We start from the raw sequence: 18,920 nt of genomic DNA, 5'->3' as shown, positions 1-18,920 counted from the left end.
CGGTTGCGCTCGGCAAGCGTTGATGGTTTGTTGCCGCTCAGCGGAGAACGAGTGATGCGCGAATCCATCGGTCAAGACGAATATGGCTCGGCCAACCCCTTCGATCCGGACGACCTGCCGAATCTGAACACGATCGGACCGGCAATGGGCAGCGGAAACGATTTCGAGAAATATGCCGTCGCCGTCATCATCGTGTTCGGCGCCCTGATCATCGGTGGGCTGATGGCCGCCTCGATGACCTTCGGGCACCGCAACGGCTTCCTGTTCGCGCTTGGCGGCGCCACCTCGGCCTGGATATCGGGCAATGCGCTGCTGCTTGACCGGCCGCGACTCTATGCCCTGTTCGTCGGCATCGCGGCCGTGTTGCTGATTGCGTCGACCATAACGTTGGTCGTCTAATAGCCCAGCGCCTCGCCGGATGCAGCGCGGCTGTCGATGGCGCCGTTGTAGCGGGCGCCGCCGCCTTTCTCGATTTCCGCCAGGCTCTTGCCGCCGACCAGTATGCCGGCAGCCTGGCCCCAAGTCGTGTCGCCGAGATCGAGGTGATAACCCATGCCGGCCAGCAGTCTTTCGGTGTCGGGCGACAGTCCGAACGGCTCGACATAGACCGTGTCGGGCAGCCACTGATGGTGGATGCGCGGCGCGTCGATCGCCTCCTGGATGTTCATACCGTGGTCAACGACATTGACGATCGCTTCCAGCGTGATGGTGATGATGCGCGAGCCACCGGGGCTGCCGATGACCATGAACGGCTTGCCGTCCTTGGCCACCACGGTTGGGCTCATCGAGGATAGCGGCGTCTTCTTCGGCTGGATGGCGTTGGCTTCGCCCTGGACGAGCCCATAGAGGTTGGGCACGCCCGGCTTCTGGGTGAAATCGTCCATCTCGTTGTTGAGCAGGATGCCGGTACCATCGGCGACGACGCCGGCACCGAAGGAGCCGTTCAGCGTGTAGGTGACCGCGACCGCATTGCCGTCATTGTCGATGATCGAATAGTGAGTCGTCTCCTTGCTCTCGCCAAAACCCTCCGGCATCAGATCCTGCGAGACGCCGGCCCGGAATGGATCGATCTTGTCGCGAATGTCCTTGGCGTAGCCCTTGTCGAGCAGCTTCGAGACCGGATTGTCGACGAAATCCGGGTCGCCAAGCGCCGAGTTGCGGTCGACATAGGCGTAACGCATCGCCTCGACCATGGCGTGGACCGTCTCGGCCGAACCGGCGCCGAGATAGGACAGCGGATAGCCTTCCAGCACGTTGAGGATCTCGCAGATGATGACGCCGCCGGAACTTGGCGGCGGCGAGGAAATGATCTCGTAGCCGCGATAAGAGCAAGTCACCGGCTTCAGCTCGCGCACCGCGTATTGCTCGAAATCCGGCTTGGCCAGGATGCCGCCCTTGGCGCTGCTTGCCTTGACGATGGCGTCGGCGATGGCGCCCTTGTAGAAGGCGTCAGGCCCCTTCTCGGAGATCGCAGACAGCGAGGCGGCGAGGTCCGCCTGCACCAGCCGCTCGCCAAAGCCATAGGGTTTGCCGTCCGGCTTCAGGAAGATGGCGGCCGCCGCCGGATCCTTCGCCAGCCGGTCTGCGTAGCGGGCAAAAAAGCCGGCATCGCCCTGATTGAGGACGAACCCGTCCTTGGCGTAGGCAATCGCCGGCGCCATCAGATCCTGCCGCGACAACGTGCCATATTTCTCGCGCGCAGCCTCGAAGCCGGCGACCGAGCCCGGCACGCCGACTGCAAGGTAGCCGTCGAGGCTGGCGCCCTTCACCGGCTTGCCGTCCTTGTCGAGATACATGGTCTTGGTCGCAGCCAGCGGCGCGCGTTCGCGGAAATCGAGGAAGGTCGACTTGCCGTCCTTGAAGCGGATGGTCATGAAGCCGCCACCGCCGATATTGCCGGCGTTCGGGTACACCACGGCCAGCGCATAGCCGACGGCGACCGCCGCATCGACGGCGTTGCCGCCCTTCTTCAGCACCTCGACGCCGACTTCAGACGCCAGATGCTGGGCCGTCACCACCATGCCGTGTTCGCCCTTCGCCGGTGTGGGCGAGGCTGCGAAGGCGGCCGCGGATGGTGTGAAGGCGATTGCAAGCGAAAGGCTGACGGCGATCAGCGTCCGGCGGGTCAAGGGCATGGCGGGGCTCCGGGGCGTGGGGTGCGCCTAGAAGAGCCGGTTGGGGCGGCCGAGTCCACCAGCAACGGTGACCAGCTGGATCAAATCAGATGTCAGGTGTGTCAGACGATGCCGCCTGAGCCCCCAGCTACCGCCGGCCGTTCCGCCGCCACCTTCGCTCGGTAGCCGGCAGCACGATAAGCGGCGACCGGATCGATAGCGCCGCCGGTCTTCAACCGCGCCATGGCCAGGATCGGCTCGACATCGGTGCGGTAGGCCGCTTTCAGCGTCTGGGTCGCCATCAGCGCGTCATTGGTGTCCTGGTGACCTTCCAGCGCCTTGCGGTCGACCAGCAGCGCCTGCGCATAGGCGCGCTGCACCTCGACCGCCGACAGCATCAGGCTTTCGATCGGATCGGTGACATTGTGGCTCTGGTCGAGCATGTGGGCCGGATGAAAACCCTCGGCACCCGAAAGCTCGGCATCGACCAGTTCGTTGAAGACCAGGAACAGCCGGTAGGGATCGATCGAGCCGGCGTCGAGATCGTCATCACCATATTTCGAATCGTTGAAGTGGAAGCCGCCGAGTTTCTTGAACTGGATCAGCCGCGACACGATCATCTCGATGTTGACGTTGGGCGCGTGGTGGCCGAGGTCGACCAGGCAGAAGGCCTTGTCGCCGAGTTCCTGGGCAATCATGTAGTTGGTGCCCCAGTCCTGCACGACCGTCGAATAGAAGGCCGGCTCATACATCTTGTGTTCGGTAAACAGCTTCCAGTCGTCCGGCAGGCCGGCATAGATGTGCTTCATGGCGTCGAGATAGCGCTCGAACGCCCTGGCGAAATTGACCTGGCCGGGGAAATTCGAGCCGTCGCCGATCCACACCGTCAGCGCCTTCGAGCCCAGCGTCCTGCCGATCTCGATGCATTCGAGATTGTGCTCGACCGCCTGGCGGCGCGTGCCGGCATCGGCATGCGACAGCGAGCCGAATTTGTAGGAGAGTTTCTGGTCCCTGGCATCCGAGAAGGTATTGGAGTTCATGGCGTCGAAGCCGAGGCCGAAGCGCGAGGCCGCCTGTTTCAGCCGGTTCGGATCGGCCTTGTCCCACGGGATGTGCAGCGAGACGGTCGGCGTCGCCTGCGTCAGCTGGCGGATAACGGCGCAGTCCTCGATCTTGTCGAAGATGTCGCGCGGTTCGCCGGCGCCGGGAAAGCGGGCAAAGCGGGTGCCGCCAGTGCCGACGCCCCAGGACGGGATCGCCACCGCGAATTTTTCCACCTTGTCGCGGATGGCGTCGATGGCGATACCGAAGCGATCGAGCCGCTCGCCGAGCGATTGATAGTCGCGCTCGAGGTTCGCCTTGCGCACGGCGTTGTCCTTGTCGACGATTTCGGCGGAGATGATGGATTCGGACACTGCAATTCCTCCCAATATGCGTTCTGCCGGCGCCGCCCCTCATCCGCCTACCGGCACCTTCTCCCCGTCTAGAGACGGGTAGAAGGGAAGCGCTTCGGCGTTGGCGCCCCTCGGCGATCGACTAGCGGGTAAAGCTCTGGGCGTTGCCCGCGTCGACATTGATGATGTTGCCGGTCGACTTGGCCGACATGTCGGAGGCGAAAAAGTAGATCGCCTCGGCGATGTCCTCGGGGAAGACCGAGCGCTTCAGCATCGAGCGCGAGCGGTAGTGCTCTTCCAGATCGTCGGTCGACATCTTGTAGGCGGCAGCGCGCTGTTCCTTCCATTCGCCGGTCCAGATCTTGGAGCCGCGCAGCACGGCGTCCGGGTTGACGACATTGACCCGGATCTGCGCCTCGGCGCCCTCCAGCGCCAGGCAGCGCGCGAGATGGATTTCGGCCGCCTTGGCGGTGCAATAGGCGGCGGCGTTGGGCGAAGCGGCAAGGCCGTTCTTGGAAGCGACGAAGACGACGTTGCCGCCGATCTTCTGGGCGCGGAACAGCCGGAAGGCTTCCCGCGACACGAGGAAATAGCCGGTGGACAGGATGTCCATGTTCTTGTTCCACAGCGCCAGCGTCGTGTCCTCGATCGGCGCCGAGGAGGCAAGGCCGGCATTCGACACCAGAATGTCGATGCCGCCGAATTCGACCGCGGTCTCGGCGAAACCGGAGATTACCTGGTCCTCTGATGTGACGTTGATCAGCACCGGACGCACGAAATCCTTGCCGTAGGCCTTGGCCAGTTCCTCATTGGCGCTGGCGAGTGCCGTCTCGTCGATATCGGCCAGCACGACGCAGGCGCCTTCGCGCAGCAGGCGGTTGGCGGTGGCGCGGCCGATGCCGCCGGCGCCGCCGGTGACCAAAGCGATCTGGCCGGCCAGCGCCTTCGGCTTCGGCATGCGCTGCAGCTTCAGATCCTCGAGCAGCCAATATTCGATGTCGAAAGCTTCCTGTGGGGGCAGGCCGACATAGGACGAGACGGTCGAGGCGCCGCGCATGACGTTGATGGCGTTGACGTAGAACTCGCCCGAGATGCGGGCCGTCGCCTTGTCGCCGGCGAAGGTGAACATGCCGATGCCGGGCATCAGATAGACGACCGCATTGGGATCGCGGATGGCGGGCGAGTCTGCATGCTTGCAGCTGTCGTAATAGGCCTGGTAGCCAACACGATAGGCAGCGATATCGTCGGCGAGACGCGCGATGACGGCATCGACATCGGGATTTGCGGGATCGAACTCGATGACCAGCGGCCGGATCTTGGTGCGCAGGAAATGGTCCGGGCAGGAGGTGCCAAGCGCCGCCAGCGGCCGCAAATCCCTGGAATTGACGAATTCGAGCACGGCGGCGGAATCGTCGAAATGGCCGAGCTTGTGGCTCTTCTCCGAGATCAGGCCGCGAATCCGCGGCATCAGCTTTGCGGCGACGGTGCGACGCGCCTCAGCATCGAGCGATTTGACGATCTCGCCGCCGAAAATCGCCACGCCTTCGGACCGGCGCTCGAACCACTCCATCGCCTGGTTGATCACCGCGATCGTCGTCTCGTAGCATTCCTTCGGCGTGTCGCCCCAGGTGAACAGGCCATGGCTCTCGAGGATGACGCCCTTGGCGGCGGGATGCCCGAGACAGAATTTCTCCAGCCACAGGCCAAGCTCGAAGCCTGGCCGCTTCCATGGCAGCCAGCCGATGGCGTCGCCGAAGATCTCTTTGGTCAGCGCCTTGGAATCCTTGGCCGCGGCGATGGCGATGATGGCATCGGGGTGCATATGGTCGACAAACGGCTTCGGCACGAAGGCGTGCAGCGGCGTGTCGATCGAGGCCGCGCGCGGATTGAGATTGAAGGTGCAGTGCGGCAAGAAGCCCACCATCTCGTCCTCATGCGCAAGCCCGCGATAGAGGCCCTTCAGCGCGCGCAATTTGTCCATGTAGAGGGTGGCGAAACCGTCCAGCTTGATCGAGGCGCTGTCGCCGCCCGAGCCCTTGACCCACAAGACTTCCACGCTCTCGCCGGTCAGCGGGTCCTTCTGCCAGATCTTGGACGAGGTGTTGCCGCCGCCATAATTGGTGACGCGCTTGTCGGAGCCGAGCGTGTTCGAGCGATAGACGAGGCGTTCCGGTTCGCTCATCGACGCCGCCTTGGCGTCGTCCCACAGATTGGCAAGGCGCGAGCCGGAGCGCTTGTCGAGCATTTGAATATCCTCCCGTGAGACACGCGAACAGTGCGGTCGAGCTTGGCCAAATGTCTACGCTAGCGGCGAGATTGTCAATCACAAACGATCAACTCCGATCATATTGCACTGCACAATGAAAATTTATGATTGGAAATGATTGACACTGCGCGTTTTGGGTGCCTAGATGCCCAAGCAGGGAGGAACCATGCACGAGAAAGAGCGCCACAGGATCATTCTGTCCGCCGTCCAGGAAAAACCTGTGGTGACGGTGCAGGAAATGGTCGACCTGACGGACTCGTCCGAGGCGACAATCCGGCGCGATATCGCCGCCTTGCACGTTCAAAAGCGCCTGCGCCGTGTGCGCGGTGGCGCCGAGGCGATCTCGCCGCCGCAGTTCATCGGCCTTGCCGGCCGGCCGTTTTCCGTCAACGAAACGCTGAATGCCCAGCAGAAGCGGGCGATCGCCCGGGAAGCAGTGGAACTCTGCAAGGATGGCGAGCCGATCATCATCAATGGCGGCACCACGACCTTCCAGATGGTGCATTTCCTGACCGGCCGCCGCATGCCGATCTTCACCAATTCCTTCCCGATCGCCGAACACCTGCTCAAGCATTCCAAGAACACGGTGATGCTGTCGGGCGGCACCATCTATCGCGAGCAGAACATCATCCTGTCGCCCTTCGACAATGACGTGACGCGCAATTTCTACGCGCGCCGCATGTTCATGGGCGCGCAGGGGCTGGGGCCGCTCGGCCTGATGGAGGGCGACCCGCTGCTGATCCAGGCGGAGCAGAAGCTGATCGACCAGGCCGACGAGCTTGTGGTGCTGGTCGACTCCTCGAAATTCCGCATGCGCTCCAGCCTGATCCTGTGCGGTCTGACACGCATCGCCACGGTGATCACCGACGACGGCATCGAGGACCGCGAAGCCAAGATGCTGGAAACCGCCGGGGTGACGCTGATCGTCGCCCGCAAACCGGCAAGCAACAAGGAAGAATCTTCACTGCAGGCCTGAGGCCAACTCGCGCCCGCAGCGGCGATGGAATGCAACGCTCAAGGGAGGATATTCGATGAGCTTCTTGAAGAAACTGCTGGTTACGGCGGCCTTTTCCGCCGCCATGTTCGTGAATGCCGCCTATGCCGAAAACGTCAAGATCGCGCTGGTGGTGAAGTCGCTCGGCAACGGCTTCTTCGATGCCGCCAACAAGGGCGCCGAAGAAGCGGCCAAGGAACTCGGCGATGTCGAGGTCATCTACACCGGCCCGACCAAGGCGACCGCCGAAGCGCAGATCGAGGTGGTCAATTCGCTGATCGCGCAGAAGGTCAACGCCATCGCGATTTCGGCCAATGATGCGGACGCGCTGGTTCCGGCGCTGAAGAAGGCGATGGAACGCGGCATCACCGTGATCTCGTGGGATTCGGGCGTCGCTCCCGAAGGCCGCCAGCTTCACCTCAACCCGTCCGACACCGGCCTGATCGGCGAGACCATCATCAAGCTCGCCGCCGACTACCTGCCGGAAGGCGGCGACGTCGCCATCCTGTCGGCGTCGTCCACCGCGACCAACCAGAATGCCTGGATCGAGGCAGCCAAGAAGGCGCTGCCGGAGAAGTTCCCCAAGATCAACCTTGTCGCCACCGTCTATGGCGATGACGACTCAGCCAAGAGCACCGACGAAGCCAAGGGCCTGTTGAAGTCTTATCCGAACCTCAAGGCGATCATCGCACCGACCACAGTCGGCGTCGTTGCCGCCGCCCAGGTGGTGACCGACGAAGGCCTGATCGGCAAGGTCAATGTCACCGGCCTGGCGCTGCCTTCCGAATTCAAGAAGTTCATCGACAATGGCTCCAGCAAGGCGGTGGCGCTGTGGAACCCGATCGACCTCGGCTACTCGGCCATCTACCTCGCCCATGACCTGGCGGTGAAGAAGGAAGAAGCCAAGCCCGGTGCGACGCTGTCGATCGGCCGCGTCGGCAAGGTGACGCTCGACGACACCAATTCGGCTGCAATGGCTCCGCCCTTCCAGTTCGACAAGACCAACATCGAGAAGTTCTCCAAGATCTATTGATCCTGGCGTCCTTCAAGCTGACGCGGCGGGGCTCACGCTCCGCCGCATCTTCAAACGGACCTGGAACGGTTCAGCTTTTGATAGAACCGCCGACCCGCTCTAAGCATTTGTTTTTATGCAATTCCGGACGGAAAACCGTTTCACACTTTTCCTGGATTTGCTCTAGCTTCAGGGCCTGATACGGATATGGACACGACAGCCCAACACAAATTGGAGACGGAACGGCCCGAGCCCTCCGCCCCGCGCCTGACGCTGTCAGGCATCTCCAAGAGTTTTCCCGGCGTACGCGCGCTGCATGATGTCAGCCTGTCGCTCTATCCCGGGCAGGTGACGGCGCTGATCGGCGAGAACGGCGCCGGCAAGTCGACGCTGGTCAAGATCATGACCGGCATCTACCAGCCCGACGCCGGCACGATCAGCATCGACGGCGAAGCCGCCGCCTTGCACAGTGCGCACGCCGCCTTCGGCCATGGCATCACCGCCATCCACCAGGAAACAGTGCTGTTCGACGACCTGTCGGTTGCCGAAAACATCTTTCTCGGCCATGCGCCGCGCACCCGCTTCGGCACCATCGACTGGCGCACGATGCGCAAGAACGCCCGCGAGGTTCTCGACACGATGCGCGCCGGCCATATCGACGCCGACACGCGGCTGAAGGATCTCGGCATCGCCAACAAGCACCTCGTGGCCGTCGCCCGCGCCATGTCGATCGACGCACGCATCGTCATCATGGACGAGCCGACGGCGGCACTTTCGATGAAGGAGATCGAGGAGCTGTTTCTGCTCATCGAATTCCTCAAGAGCGAAGGCAAGGCGATCCTGTTCATCAGCCACAAGTTCGACGAGATCTACCGCATCGCCGACCGATACACCGTGTTCCGCGATGGCGAGATGGTCGGCGCAGGCCTGCTCAAGGACGCCGACCAGGGCAAGATCGTGCGCATGATGGTCGGCCGCAACGTCGACCACATCTTTCCGCAGCGCAAGGCCGATATCGGCGCGCCGGTGCTGTCGGTCACCGGCCTGTCGCACCCGACCGAGTTCGACGACATCGGCTTCGAACTGCACAAGGGCGAGATATTGGGCTTCTACGGCCTTGTCGGCGCCGGGCGCAGCGAGGTGATGCAGGCAATATCGGGCATCACCCGCACCAGCAAGGGCACGATCACGCTGGAAGGAAGAGCGATCGCGCCCAAGTCGGCCGCGGATTCGATCGAAGCCGGCATCGTCTACGTGCCGGAGGAGCGCGGCAAGCAGGGCGTGGTGATCGGCCTGCCGATCTTCCAGAATGTCTCGCTGCCTTCGCTGAAGCGCACGTCCAAATCCGGCATGCTTCGGCTTGCGGAAGAATTCGCGCTGGCCCGCTCCTACACCGAGCGGCTCGATCTGCGCGCGTCCTCGCTCAGCCAGGATGTCGGCACGCTTTCCGGCGGCAACCAGCAGAAGATCGTCATCGCCAAATGGCTGGCGACGGCGCCCAAGGTGATCATCCTGGACGAGCCGACCAAGGGTATCGACATCGGCTCCAAGGCCGCCGTGCATGGCTTCATGGCCGAACTGGTGGCGCAAGGCCTGTCGGTGATCATGGTGTCGTCCGAATTGCCCGAAATCCTGGGCATGTCCGACCGCGTCGTCGTCATGCGCGAAGGCCGCATCGCGGCTGTCCACGACAACAGGGGGCTCGACGCCGAGACGCTGGTGAGGACAGCAGCGGGGATCGCGGCATGAAAAACGTCGTCAAATACCGCGAGATCTGGCTGCTTGCGGCCATCGCCGTGCTGATCGGCCTGATCTCGACGCGCTTCCCCGGTTTTGCAGACCCGGCCAATCTGCGCCAGGTGTTCAACGACACCTCGATCCTGATGATCCTGGCACTGGGCCAGATGGTGGTGATCCTGACGCGCTCGATCGACCTGTCGATGGCCTCCAACCTCTGCTTCACCGGCATGGTGGTGGCGATGCTGAACGCCGCGCATCCGGCCATCCCGATCCCGCTGCTGATCGTCATCGCACTCCTCGTCGGGCTGGTGCTCGGCGCCATCAACGGCCTGCTGGTGTGGCGGCTGAACATCCCCTCGATCGTGGTGACATTGGGTACGCTCACCATCTATCGCGGTGCCACTTTCGTCATTTCCGGCGGCGCCTGGGTCAATGCCGACCAGATGAGCCCCGACTTCATCAATCTGCAGCGCGCGGCCTTCCTCGGCATTCCGGTGCTGTCATGGATCGCGCTCCTCGTCATCGCGCTGTTCTTCCTGGTGATGACACGCACCGCGCTCGGCCGCTCGATCTATGCCATCGGCGTCAATCCGACCGCGTCGGTCTATGCCGGCATCGACGTCGGCCGCACCAAATTCATCGTCTTCTGCATTTCCGGCATGATTGGCGGTCTCGCCGGCTATCTGTGGATCTCGCGCTATGTGATCGCCTCGGTCGAGGTCGCCAACGGCTATGAGCTCAACATCATCGCCGCCTGCGTCATCGGCGGCATCTCGATCGCCGGCGGCATCGGCTCGGTCGGCGGGGCGGTGCTCGGCGCGCTGTTCCTCGGCATCATCTCCAACGCGCTGCCGGTCATTAACATCTCGCCCTTCTGGCAGATGGCGATTTCGGGCAGCGCCATCATCCTGGCTGTGGTGCTCAATGCGCGCGGCGAACGCCGGCAGGGCCGCATCATCCTCAGAAAGGCGGAAGCGGCATGACCGACACCCCTGCCCCGCGCCACATCCCGGACCGGCTCGACAAGCCGCTCTCTTCGGCGATCTTCTCCTGGGAGGCGCTGCTGGTCGTGGTCGCGGTCGCGATCTTTGCCGTCAACAGTTTTGCGTCGCCCTATTTCCTCGATCCGTGGTCGCTGTCGGACCTGACCTTCAACTTCACCGAAAAGGCGCTGATTGCGCTCGCCATGGCGCTGTTGATCATTTCCGGCGAGATCGACCTGTCGGTCGCCGCCATCATCGCGCTCGCCTCGACCATGATGGGCATGGCCGTGCAGGCCGGCGCCGGCACGCCGGTTCTTGTCCTGATCGGCATCGCCGTCGGGCTTGGCTGCGGTGCCTTCAACGGGCTGCTCGTCACCAAGCTCGGCCTGCCGTCCATCGTCGTCACCATCGGCACGATGAGCCTGTTTCGCGGCATTGCCTTCATCGTGCTCGGCGACCAGGCCTACAAGGGCTATCCGGCGAGTTTCGCCTTCTTCGGCCAGGGCTATGTCTGGTGGGTGGTGTCGTTCGAGCTGGCACTGTTCCTGGTGGCGGCTGTCATCTACTGGTTCGTGCTGCACCGGACGAGCTTCGGCCGTCGGGTCTTTGCCATCGGCAACAATCCGGTGGCGGCGCAGTTCTCCGGCGTGCGCGTCGACCGCATCAAGTTCATCCTGTTCTGCCTGACCGGGCTGATGTCGGGCATCGCCGCGGTGCTGATCACCTCCCGGCTCGGTTCGACCCGGCCGTCGATCGCGCAGGGCTACGAGCTGGAAGCCATCACCATGGTGGTGCTCGGCGGCGTCAGCATCCTCGGCGGCGCCGGCAGCATTCTCGGCGTCGTGCTTGCCGCCTTCATCATGGGGCTGGTGACCTTCGGCCTCGGCCTGCTCAACGTGCCGGGCATCGTCATGTCGATCTTCATCGGGCTGTTGCTGATCATCGTCATTGCGCTGCCGATCGTCTGGCGGCGGCTGCGTGGAGGGCGCTTCGCCTGATGGAGAAATACGCCTTCAAGATGAAGCTCAACCCCGGCATGAAGGCCGAGTACAAGCGCCGCCATGACGAGATCTGGCCGTCGCTGGTGGCGCTGCTGACACAGGCCGGGGTGTCCGACTATTCGATCCATCTCGACGAAGAGACCAACATCCTCTTCGGCGTGCTGTGGCGGCGCGACGATCACGGCATGGCCGACCTGCCCAAGCACCCTGTGATGCAGCGCTGGTGGGCACACATGGCCGATGTCATGGAAACCAAGGCGGACAACGAGCCGGTGGCGGTGCCGCTGGAAACCATGTTCCATATGGCATGATGCGCCACGTCGCCGTCATCGATATCGGCAAGACCAACGCCAAGGTGGCGCTGGTCGATCTTGCGTCCATGCACGAGACAGCGCTGCGCCGCACCGCCAACGCGGCCTCCACTAATGGCCTCTACCCTCATCACGATGTCGAAGCCCTGTGGGCCTTCATCCTCGACAGCCTCGCCGCGATCCACCGCGAGCAGCGCATCGACGCCATATCGATCACCACCCATGGCGCGACAGCGGTGCTGGTCGATGCCGAAGGCAAACTGGCACTGCCGGTGCTCGACTATGAATTCGATGGACCCGACGCGCTTGCCAGCGACTATGATGCGATCCGTCCACCCTTTACCGAGACCGGCACGCCGCGCCTGCCCGCCGGCCTCAACATCGGCGCCCAGCTGTTCTGGCAGCAGAGGCATTTTCCAACCGAATTCGCCCGAGCGGCGGCGATCCTGATGTACCCGCAATACTGGGCCTTGCGGCTGACCGGCGTCGCCGCCAACGAAGTGACATCGCTCGGCTGCCACACCGATCTGTGGAATCCCTGGAAGGCGGATTACTCGCAGCTGGTCGACGAGATGGGCTGGCGCCGGCTGATGGCGCCGGTACGACCGGCGAAGGACCGACTCGGGCCGATCCTGCCTGCGCTTGCGCAACAAACCGGGCTGGACCCGCAAACGCCGGTGTTTTGCGGGCTGCACGATTCCAACGCCTCGCTGCTGCCGCATCTGCTTGCCGACCCGCCGCCTTTCTCGGTCGTCTCGACCGGAACCTGGGTGGTGTCGATGGCGGTGGGCGGCGACAAGGTGGCGCTCGATGCGGCGCGCGACACGCTGGTCAATGTCAACGCGCTCGGCGATCCCGTTCCGTCAGCGCGCTTCATGGGCGGCCGCGAGTTTTCCCTGCTGACAGAGGGCTCCGCGCAGGACTGGAGCGACGCCGATGTCGCCGCCGTGCTGGCACGCAGGACATTGCTGCTGCCCTCGACCCAGCAAGGCTCGGGGCCCTATCCGCATCATGCCGCACAGTGGCTCGCGGCTGAGGACATCACCGAAGGCCAACGCTTCGCCGCCATCTCGTTCTACCTAGCGCTGATGACGGCGACCTGCCTCGGCCTGATCGGCGGCGATGGTCCGGCGATCGTCGAGGGCCCGTTCGCCCGCAACCGGCTTTTCACCCGGATGCTCGCCGCCGCGACGGCGCGGCCGGTCATTGCCTCGGAAGCGGCGACCGGCACCAGCATCGGCGCCGCGCTTTTAGCAACTGATCGTGGCGCGGTCGGAAGCAGGGGCGAAAAGACCGAGCCACCGGCCGATCCAGCCTGGGTCGACTATGCGCGCGCGTGGCATACGGCGGTCGACGCAAGCTGATCAGAGAATGCGCTTGCCGAAAGCCGACATGACGAAGTTGATCGTTTCGGTCGCCAGCCGCGGCTCGAGTTCGGCCGTCAGCCCGGAAACATCCATCGACAGCAGCCCACCGGACAGCGCGATCGTCTCCATCGCCTGATGCGTCTCGCGTACGGTGATGCCGCCGGAACCAGCCGCCCAGCCGGCGAACTCGGTCACCGTTGGCGCGTAGCTGACGTGAAAACCTTGCGTGCCGGAGGAGGCGATGTGGATGGCCTCGCGCATGACGTCGCGCATGCCCATGGCGTCGACGTCGGTCATGGTGAAGGCGGAAACGCGCGAATCGTTCAGCACCCGCGCCTCGGCCGGATCGGCATGGCGAAGGCCGACAATGACGACGTTTTCCGGCGACAGCTGCGGCTGCAAGGCGCCGGGCTTGTGGTCGAGGCCGAGCGTCCGCGCCAGAACGGAGACCTCGGGCAGGTCGATGCCCTCCTCGTCTTCCGGCATCAGCGCGGCAATGGAATCGATCCAGATCAGGCCGAAGGAATGCGTGGCACGCGCTGTCGCCGCCAGGGCCTTGTGGGCGACGCGGCGGTCGGCGCCGACGCTCAGCCGGATCAGACCGGATGGCGGCCGTTCGACATCGGCGAGCTCGACGACGTCGAAATTCATCGCCTCCAGCCGGGCGCCGGTCGCCTCGCGCGCCACGATTCCGGCCGCCGCCGGCTCGGCCGAGATCGACACCATCTTGCGGCCGGAATAGTCCTCGACATCGTGCATCGGGGCCTTTTCGACATATTCCGAGGTCATTGCCAGCAGCATGGCGCCATAACTCATGCGGAAGGCGACGCGGTCGCCGACGGCGGGCGGCGGATCGGCGTCCTGCACATCGAGCAGCAGGTGGTCGCTGGAGGCACCGAGCACGCGAATACCCTTGGCAATAGGCACCAGCCCTTCGACCAGCACGTCCTCGCGGCCGATATTGGCGATGGCGCGCAGCCTGTCGCCTTCATCGGGAAACACCGGCTGGTTGCCGAAAGCGTCGTAGCCGGACTGGCCGATCGGCCGCGACGGCTTCAGCTTGACCTCGATGATGTCGCTGGTCAGGCGGCAGGCATCGGGTTCGAGTTCATCCCAGGGCGTGTCGCGGAAGGTTTCGACGCCGCCTTGCAGGATCGCCTCGCCGACTCTCAGATTGTTGATGCCGGCGGGCAGCCGTCCCGCGAGCAGCAGCGGCAGCGACGACGAGGCGCCGCCCGAGATCCAGTCGAGGCTTTTGCCGGACAGGCGCTCGGTCGTGTAGGCGTGGGCGACGAGCTGGCCCAGGTTTTCCTCGGTCGGCATGATGGCGCCGAAGCAGCCGAGATTGGTGCCGATGCCGGCGATGCGCACGCCCTTCATCTCCAGGATCTGCTCGACCGTGGGCACCAGATCGTTCGGCCAGATGCCTTCCCGGAGATCGCCGAGATCGATCATCAGCATGATGTCGTGGACGCGGCCCATGCGCTCGGCGATGCGGGCTATCTCGCGGATGATGGTGAGTTCGGATTGCAGGCTGATGTCGACGCTGCGCACCACCTCCTCGACGCGGGCAACCGGCGGGCTGCGCAAGAGCATGATCGGCGCGGTGATACCGCTGTCGCGCAAGCGGCGGATGTTTTCGAAGCGCGACTCGGCAATGCCGGAAACACCGCCGCGCAGCATGGCGCGCGCCACCTGCGGCATGCCGCAGGTGCCCTTGGTGACGCCGAAGACCTTGATGCCCGACTGAGCGCAGCGCTCGACGATGGTGCGGGCGTTGCGCTCGATGCGGCCGAGATCGATGGCGACTTGCGGTCCGGACATCGCTAGTTCCTGTAGACCAGCCCTTGCGGGTCGATCTCGGGCTTACGGCCAGCGACGAGGTCGGCAAGGAATTTCCCCGAGCCGCAGGCCATGGTCCAGCCGACATGGCCGTGGCCGGTGTCGAGATAGAGGTTCGTGTAGCGGGCCTGGCCGATGACCGGCACGGAGTTGGGCATCATCGGCCTGAGGCCGGCCCAGAGCTCGGCCTTCTTCTCGTCGAAGGCGCCGGGGAAAAGCTCCTTGCCGGTCCTGAACATGGCGGCGAAGTCTCTGGGACGAAATGTGCGGTCGAAGCCGGTGAATTCGGCCGTGGACGCAAGCCGCAGCCGGTTGCCGAGCCGGGAGTAGCCGATCAACTGGTCCTCGTCGGCGCCGCCCATGGTCGGCCCCTTGCTCTCGTCCTCCAGGGGAATGGTCGCGGTGTAGCCTTTCACCGGATAGACCGGCAGGTCGATGCCGTAGCGGCGGCCAAGCAGGCCGCTTTCCGGCCCCATCGAGATGACGACGGCGTCGCCGGAGACTGGGCCGGCCGACGTCGTCACCGCGCGCACATGGTCGCCTTCGACGTCGAGACCCTCGACCGTCGTGCCGTAGAGAAACTTCACGCCGAGCTTTTCCGCTGCGTAGGCGGCGAGCTTCTCGACGAATTGCCGGGAATCGCCGGTCTGGTCGATCGGCGAATAGACGCCGCCGGCGATCTTGTCCTTCGCATCGGCAAGGCCGGGCTCGAGCTCGATCAGTCGGTCGCGACCGACGATCTCGATCGGCAGGCCATGTTCGGCGAGAAACCGGTAGTTGTCGGTGCCGGTGTCGAGACTGTGCTGCGAGCGGAAGAAATAGAGGATGCCCTTCTTGCGCTCGTCATAGTGGATGCCGGTATCGGCCGAGAGCGCGTTGATGCAGTCGCGGGAGTAGAGCGCCAGGCGCAATTTGACCTGACTGTTGGCGCGCAGGCGCGATACCGTGCACTGGCGCAGGAAACGCAGGCTCCAGGCCAGGAAATACGGATCGAAGCGCAGCCGCACCTTGATGCCGAGATCGTGGTTGTAGAGCGCGCGCAGGAACGTTTTCAGCGCCGCGGGCGAGGCCCAGGCTGTGGCGTCGCCGGGCGACACCAGCCCGGCATTCGACTGGCTGGTGCCGCGCGCCGGCGCCGGATGACGTTCGATCACCGTCACCTCGTGGCCGTCGTTGGCCAGATAGTAGGCGGCGGCCGTACCGACAACACCGGCCCCAAGCACCAAAACCTTCATGCCGCCCCCAAGGATCAAATATGGCCAAAGCGCCTCCACGCTCCGCCGCGAAGCCCTTCAATAGCGCTTCTGCGAGCGCGGGACGAGCCCTTGGTCTATAGGCTGGCTATTTCAGCCGCGCCGAGTTCTTGCTGCTCAGGATCCGCTCCCAGGCAAGCGCGTCGGCGACGATCAGGTCGAGGTCGTCGCGCTGCGGCGCCCAGCCGAGCTCCGCACGTGCAAGCTCCGAATTGGCGACCACGGCGGCGGCGTCACCTGGGCGGCGGTCCCCCATCTTCACCTCGAAATCGTGGCCGAAGGCGCGGCGCACGCTGTCGATGACTTCAAGCACCGAGTAACCGTGGCTGTAGCCGCAATTGGCGACCAGGCTGGCACCCCCGGCGCGCAGCCGCTGCAGCGCCAAGCGATGCGCCGCCGCCAGGTCGCTGACATGGATGTAATCGCGCATGCAGGTACCATCCGGAGTGGAATAGTCGGTGCCGAAGACCTGCATGAAGGGCCGCTTGCCAAGCGCGGTCTCGCAGGCGACCTTGATCAGATGCGTGGCGCCCGGCGTCGACTGGCCGGTGCGGCCCCTGGGATCGGCGCCGGCGACGTTGAAGTAGCGCAGCGCCGTATAGCGCAGCCCGTGCGCAATCGCCGCATCGCGCAGCATCCATTCGCTCATCAGCTTGGACAGGCCGTAGGGCGATACCGGCGCCAGGCTGGCGTCCTCGCGCACCGGCTCCAGCCCGGCGCCGCCATAGACGGCGGCGGTCGAGGAAAAGATGAAATTGGGCACGCCTTCGCGCACCGCCGTCTCGATCAGCGTACGTGTCTTGCAGGTGTTGTTCTCGTAATAGCCGAGCGGATCGGCGACCGATTCGGGAACCACGATCGAGCCGGCGAAATGAATGATCGCGTCGACCTTGTTTTCCCTGATGATCGAACCGACCAGCTCCCTGTCGGCGACATCGCCGACGACGAGCTTCGCCTCGGGCGCCACCGCCCATTCGAAGCCGGTCGAAAGCCGGTCGAGCACGACCACGCTCTCGCCAGCATCCAGAAGCTCCCAGACCATGTGGCTGCCGATATAGCCGGCACCACCCGTTACCAAAACCGTCATCCCGAATCCTCGCACCTTCTGATTTATCGGAAACTGTCTCAACAAGCGCCTTACTGGAAAGCCCGCCGCAAGGCCATTAAAACCCTCAATGTTAAATCGGTAACAGTCGCTCCGGCCTGCGGCATGATACCGAAACAAAATTGATCCACATCAAGGGAATAGGCCACGAACCGTGGTCGTTAGGAACAGGTTCGGGGCGTGGCATTTTGACCAAAAAGGTCCGGTGGACGCCAAAGGGGGCAATGACTATGATCCCGCGCAAAACTTGGGACGTCGACATGAACTATCAGCGGTTCTTCGAGGAAGCGATCGACCAGCTCCATGCCGAGCGGCGCTATCGCGTTTTCGCCGACCTCGAGCGCATCGTGGGCAAATTCCCGCGCGCCATCTGGCGTTCCAACGGTCGCGCCCAGGAAATCACCGTCTGGTGCTCCAACGACTATCTCGGCATGGGCCAGCATCCGGACGTCATCGCCTCGTTCCAGAACGCGGCCGGCAAGATGGGTTCGGGCGCCGGCGGCACCCGCAACATTTCCGGCACCAGCAACCCGCTGGTCCAGCTTGAGCTGGAACTGGCCGACCTGCACGACAAGGAAGCGGCACTGGTCTTTACGTCGGGCTTCGTCTCCAACGAAGCGTCGATCTCGACCATCGCGCGGCTGCTGCCCAACTGCCTGATCATTTCGGACGAGCTGAACCACGCCTCGATGATCGAAGGCGTGCGGCGCTCGGGCGCCGAAAAGAAGATCTTCCGCCACAATGACGTTGCGCATCTGGAAAGCCTGCTGCAGGCGGCCGGCCGCGAGCGCGCCAAGCTGATCGTGTTCGAAAGCGTCTATTCGATGGATGGCGACATCGCGCCAATCAAGCAGATCGTCGACCTCGCCGAGCGCTACAACGCCATGACCTATATCGACGAGGTGCATGCCGTCGGCATGTACGGACCGCGCGGCGGAGGCATCACCGAGCGCGAAGGGCTCGCCGACCGCATCGACATCATCGAAGGCACGCTCGCCAAGGCGTTCGGCACGCTCGGCGGCTATATTACCGGCACAAGTGCCGTCATCGACGCCGTGCGCTCCTATGCGCCGGGCTTCATCTTCACCACGGCGCTGCCGCCGGCGATCGCAGCTGCCGCCACCACGTCGATCCGCCACCTGAAGCGCTCGCAGGCCGAGCGTGACGCGCAGCAGCGCCAGGCGTCGCGGACCAAGGAGATTCTCGGCGCCGCCGGCCTGCCGGTGATGAACTCGCCGACCCATATCGTACCGTTGCTGGTCGGCGATCCCGAACTCTGCAAGATGGCCACCGACCGCCTGCTCGGCGTGCACGGCATCTACATCCAGCCGATCAACTATCCGACGGTGCCGCGCGGCACCGAGCGGCTGCGCATCACGCCGACGCCCTTCCATTCCGATCAACTGATCGCCGAACTGCAGGACGCCCTGGTCGAGACGTGGGACGCACTCGGCATCCCCTATGGTGCGGCGGGCCGCCCCGCGGTCGCCAAGAGCGACCGGATTATCCCTCTATTGGTACCGAAGTCAGGCGGCTGA

At 64.1% G+C, this 18,920-nt stretch carries 15 protein-coding genes; 9 read left to right on the top strand and 6 right to left on the bottom strand.

Features of this window, described 5'->3' with window-relative positions; all coding sequences use genetic code 11:
• The first annotated feature begins 54 nt into the window (after positions 1-54).
• Positions 55-399 (top strand): hypothetical protein, encoded by a 345-nt coding sequence (locus ACSQ3Z_RS08155; protein WP_436170792.1) that lies wholly within the window; start codon positions 55-57, stop codon positions 397-399.
• Here ACSQ3Z_RS08155 and ggt read toward each other — a convergent pair.
• The 3 genes from ggt to ACSQ3Z_RS08140 all read right to left on the bottom strand — a co-directional run bounded on the left by ggt (position 396) and on the right by ACSQ3Z_RS08140 (position 5,753).
• The gene (ggt, locus tag ACSQ3Z_RS08150) at positions 396-2,135 is read right to left on the bottom strand and encodes a gamma-glutamyltransferase (protein WP_436170791.1); all 1,740 of its coding nucleotides are present in this window, start codon (positions 2,133-2,135) and stop codon (positions 396-398) included. The genes ACSQ3Z_RS08155 and ggt overlap by 4 nt on opposite strands.
• Positions 2,136-2,236: 101 nt before the next feature.
• Positions 2,237-3,529: an L-rhamnose catabolism isomerase gene (gene rhaI, locus ACSQ3Z_RS08145; RefSeq protein WP_436170790.1), complete on the bottom strand. Its 1,293-nt coding sequence runs from the start codon at positions 3,527-3,529 to the stop codon at positions 2,237-2,239.
• Positions 3,530-3,650: 121 nt separating this feature from the next.
• Entirely contained in the window at positions 3,651-5,753 is a 2,103-nt protein-coding gene (locus ACSQ3Z_RS08140) for a bifunctional rhamnulose-1-phosphate aldolase/short-chain dehydrogenase (RefSeq protein WP_436170789.1), read from the bottom strand.
• Between the two features lie 187 nt (positions 5,754-5,940).
• Here ACSQ3Z_RS08140 and ACSQ3Z_RS08135 point away from each other — a divergent pair, with 187 nt between their 5' ends.
• From ACSQ3Z_RS08135 to ACSQ3Z_RS08105, 7 genes are all read left to right on the top strand, one after another.
• Entirely contained in the window at positions 5,941-6,750 is an 810-nt protein-coding gene (locus ACSQ3Z_RS08135) for a DeoR/GlpR family DNA-binding transcription regulator (protein WP_436170788.1), read from the top strand.
• A gap of 55 nt (positions 6,751-6,805) precedes the next feature.
• Positions 6,806-7,801 carry a rhamnose ABC transporter substrate-binding protein gene (gene rhaS / locus ACSQ3Z_RS08130; RefSeq protein WP_436170787.1) on the top strand — a complete coding sequence of 332 codons (996 nt, stop codon included), beginning with the start codon at positions 6,806-6,808 and terminating at the stop codon, positions 7,799-7,801.
• Between the two features lie 186 nt (positions 7,802-7,987).
• Positions 7,988-9,529: a sugar ABC transporter ATP-binding protein gene (locus ACSQ3Z_RS08125; RefSeq protein WP_436170786.1), complete on the top strand. Its 1,542-nt coding sequence runs from the start codon at positions 7,988-7,990 to the stop codon at positions 9,527-9,529.
• The gene (locus ACSQ3Z_RS08120) at positions 9,526-10,503 is read left to right on the top strand and encodes an ABC transporter permease (RefSeq protein WP_436170785.1); all 978 of its coding nucleotides are present in this window, start codon (positions 9,526-9,528) and stop codon (positions 10,501-10,503) included. Before ACSQ3Z_RS08125 ends, ACSQ3Z_RS08120 begins: the two co-directional genes overlap by 4 nt.
• Positions 10,500-11,501, top strand: coding sequence for an ABC transporter permease (locus tag ACSQ3Z_RS08115; protein WP_436170784.1), 1,002 nt, complete (start codon positions 10,500-10,502; stop codon positions 11,499-11,501). The genes ACSQ3Z_RS08120 and ACSQ3Z_RS08115 overlap by 4 nt, the downstream gene beginning before the upstream one ends.
• Positions 11,501-11,815 carry an L-rhamnose mutarotase gene (gene rhaM, locus ACSQ3Z_RS08110; RefSeq protein ID WP_436170783.1) on the top strand — a complete coding sequence of 105 codons (315 nt, stop codon included), beginning with the start codon at positions 11,501-11,503 and terminating at the stop codon, positions 11,813-11,815. Before ACSQ3Z_RS08115 ends, rhaM begins: the two co-directional genes overlap by 1 nt.
• On the top strand, positions 11,812-13,179 hold the full coding sequence (locus ACSQ3Z_RS08105; protein ID WP_436170782.1) for an FGGY-family carbohydrate kinase: 1,368 nt from the start codon (positions 11,812-11,814) through the stop codon (positions 13,177-13,179). Before rhaM ends, ACSQ3Z_RS08105 begins: the two co-directional genes overlap by 4 nt.
• On the opposite strand, the gene ACSQ3Z_RS08100 is transcribed toward ACSQ3Z_RS08105, so the two are convergent.
• The 3 genes from ACSQ3Z_RS08100 to galE form a co-directional block, all read right to left on the bottom strand.
• Positions 13,180-15,006, bottom strand: a complete 1,827-nt coding sequence (locus tag ACSQ3Z_RS08100; RefSeq protein WP_436170781.1) for an alanine racemase — start codon at positions 15,004-15,006, stop codon at positions 13,180-13,182.
• A 2-nt stretch (positions 15,007-15,008) separates the two neighbouring features.
• A complete protein-coding gene (locus ACSQ3Z_RS08095) occupies positions 15,009-16,259 on the bottom strand; it encodes a D-amino acid dehydrogenase (protein ID WP_436170780.1) in 1,251 nt (416 codons plus the stop codon).
• Positions 16,260-16,365: 106 nt separating this feature from the next.
• Positions 16,366-17,364 carry a UDP-glucose 4-epimerase GalE gene (gene galE, locus ACSQ3Z_RS08090; RefSeq protein WP_436170779.1) on the bottom strand — a complete coding sequence of 333 codons (999 nt, stop codon included), beginning with the start codon at positions 17,362-17,364 and terminating at the stop codon, positions 16,366-16,368.
• Positions 17,365-17,642: 278 nt separating this feature from the next.
• Here galE and hemA point away from each other — a divergent pair, with 278 nt between their 5' ends.
• On the top strand, positions 17,643-18,920 hold the full coding sequence (gene hemA / locus ACSQ3Z_RS08085) for a 5-aminolevulinate synthase (protein ID WP_436171867.1): 1,278 nt from the start codon (positions 17,643-17,645) through the stop codon (positions 18,918-18,920).

Source organism: Mesorhizobium sp. LjNodule214 (genome assembly GCF_964252735.1).
GTDB lineage: Bacteria > Pseudomonadota > Alphaproteobacteria > Rhizobiales > Rhizobiaceae > Mesorhizobium.
Note: the sequence above shows the minus strand (reverse complement) of the source record. Positions and strands in the feature narration are given on the sequence as shown.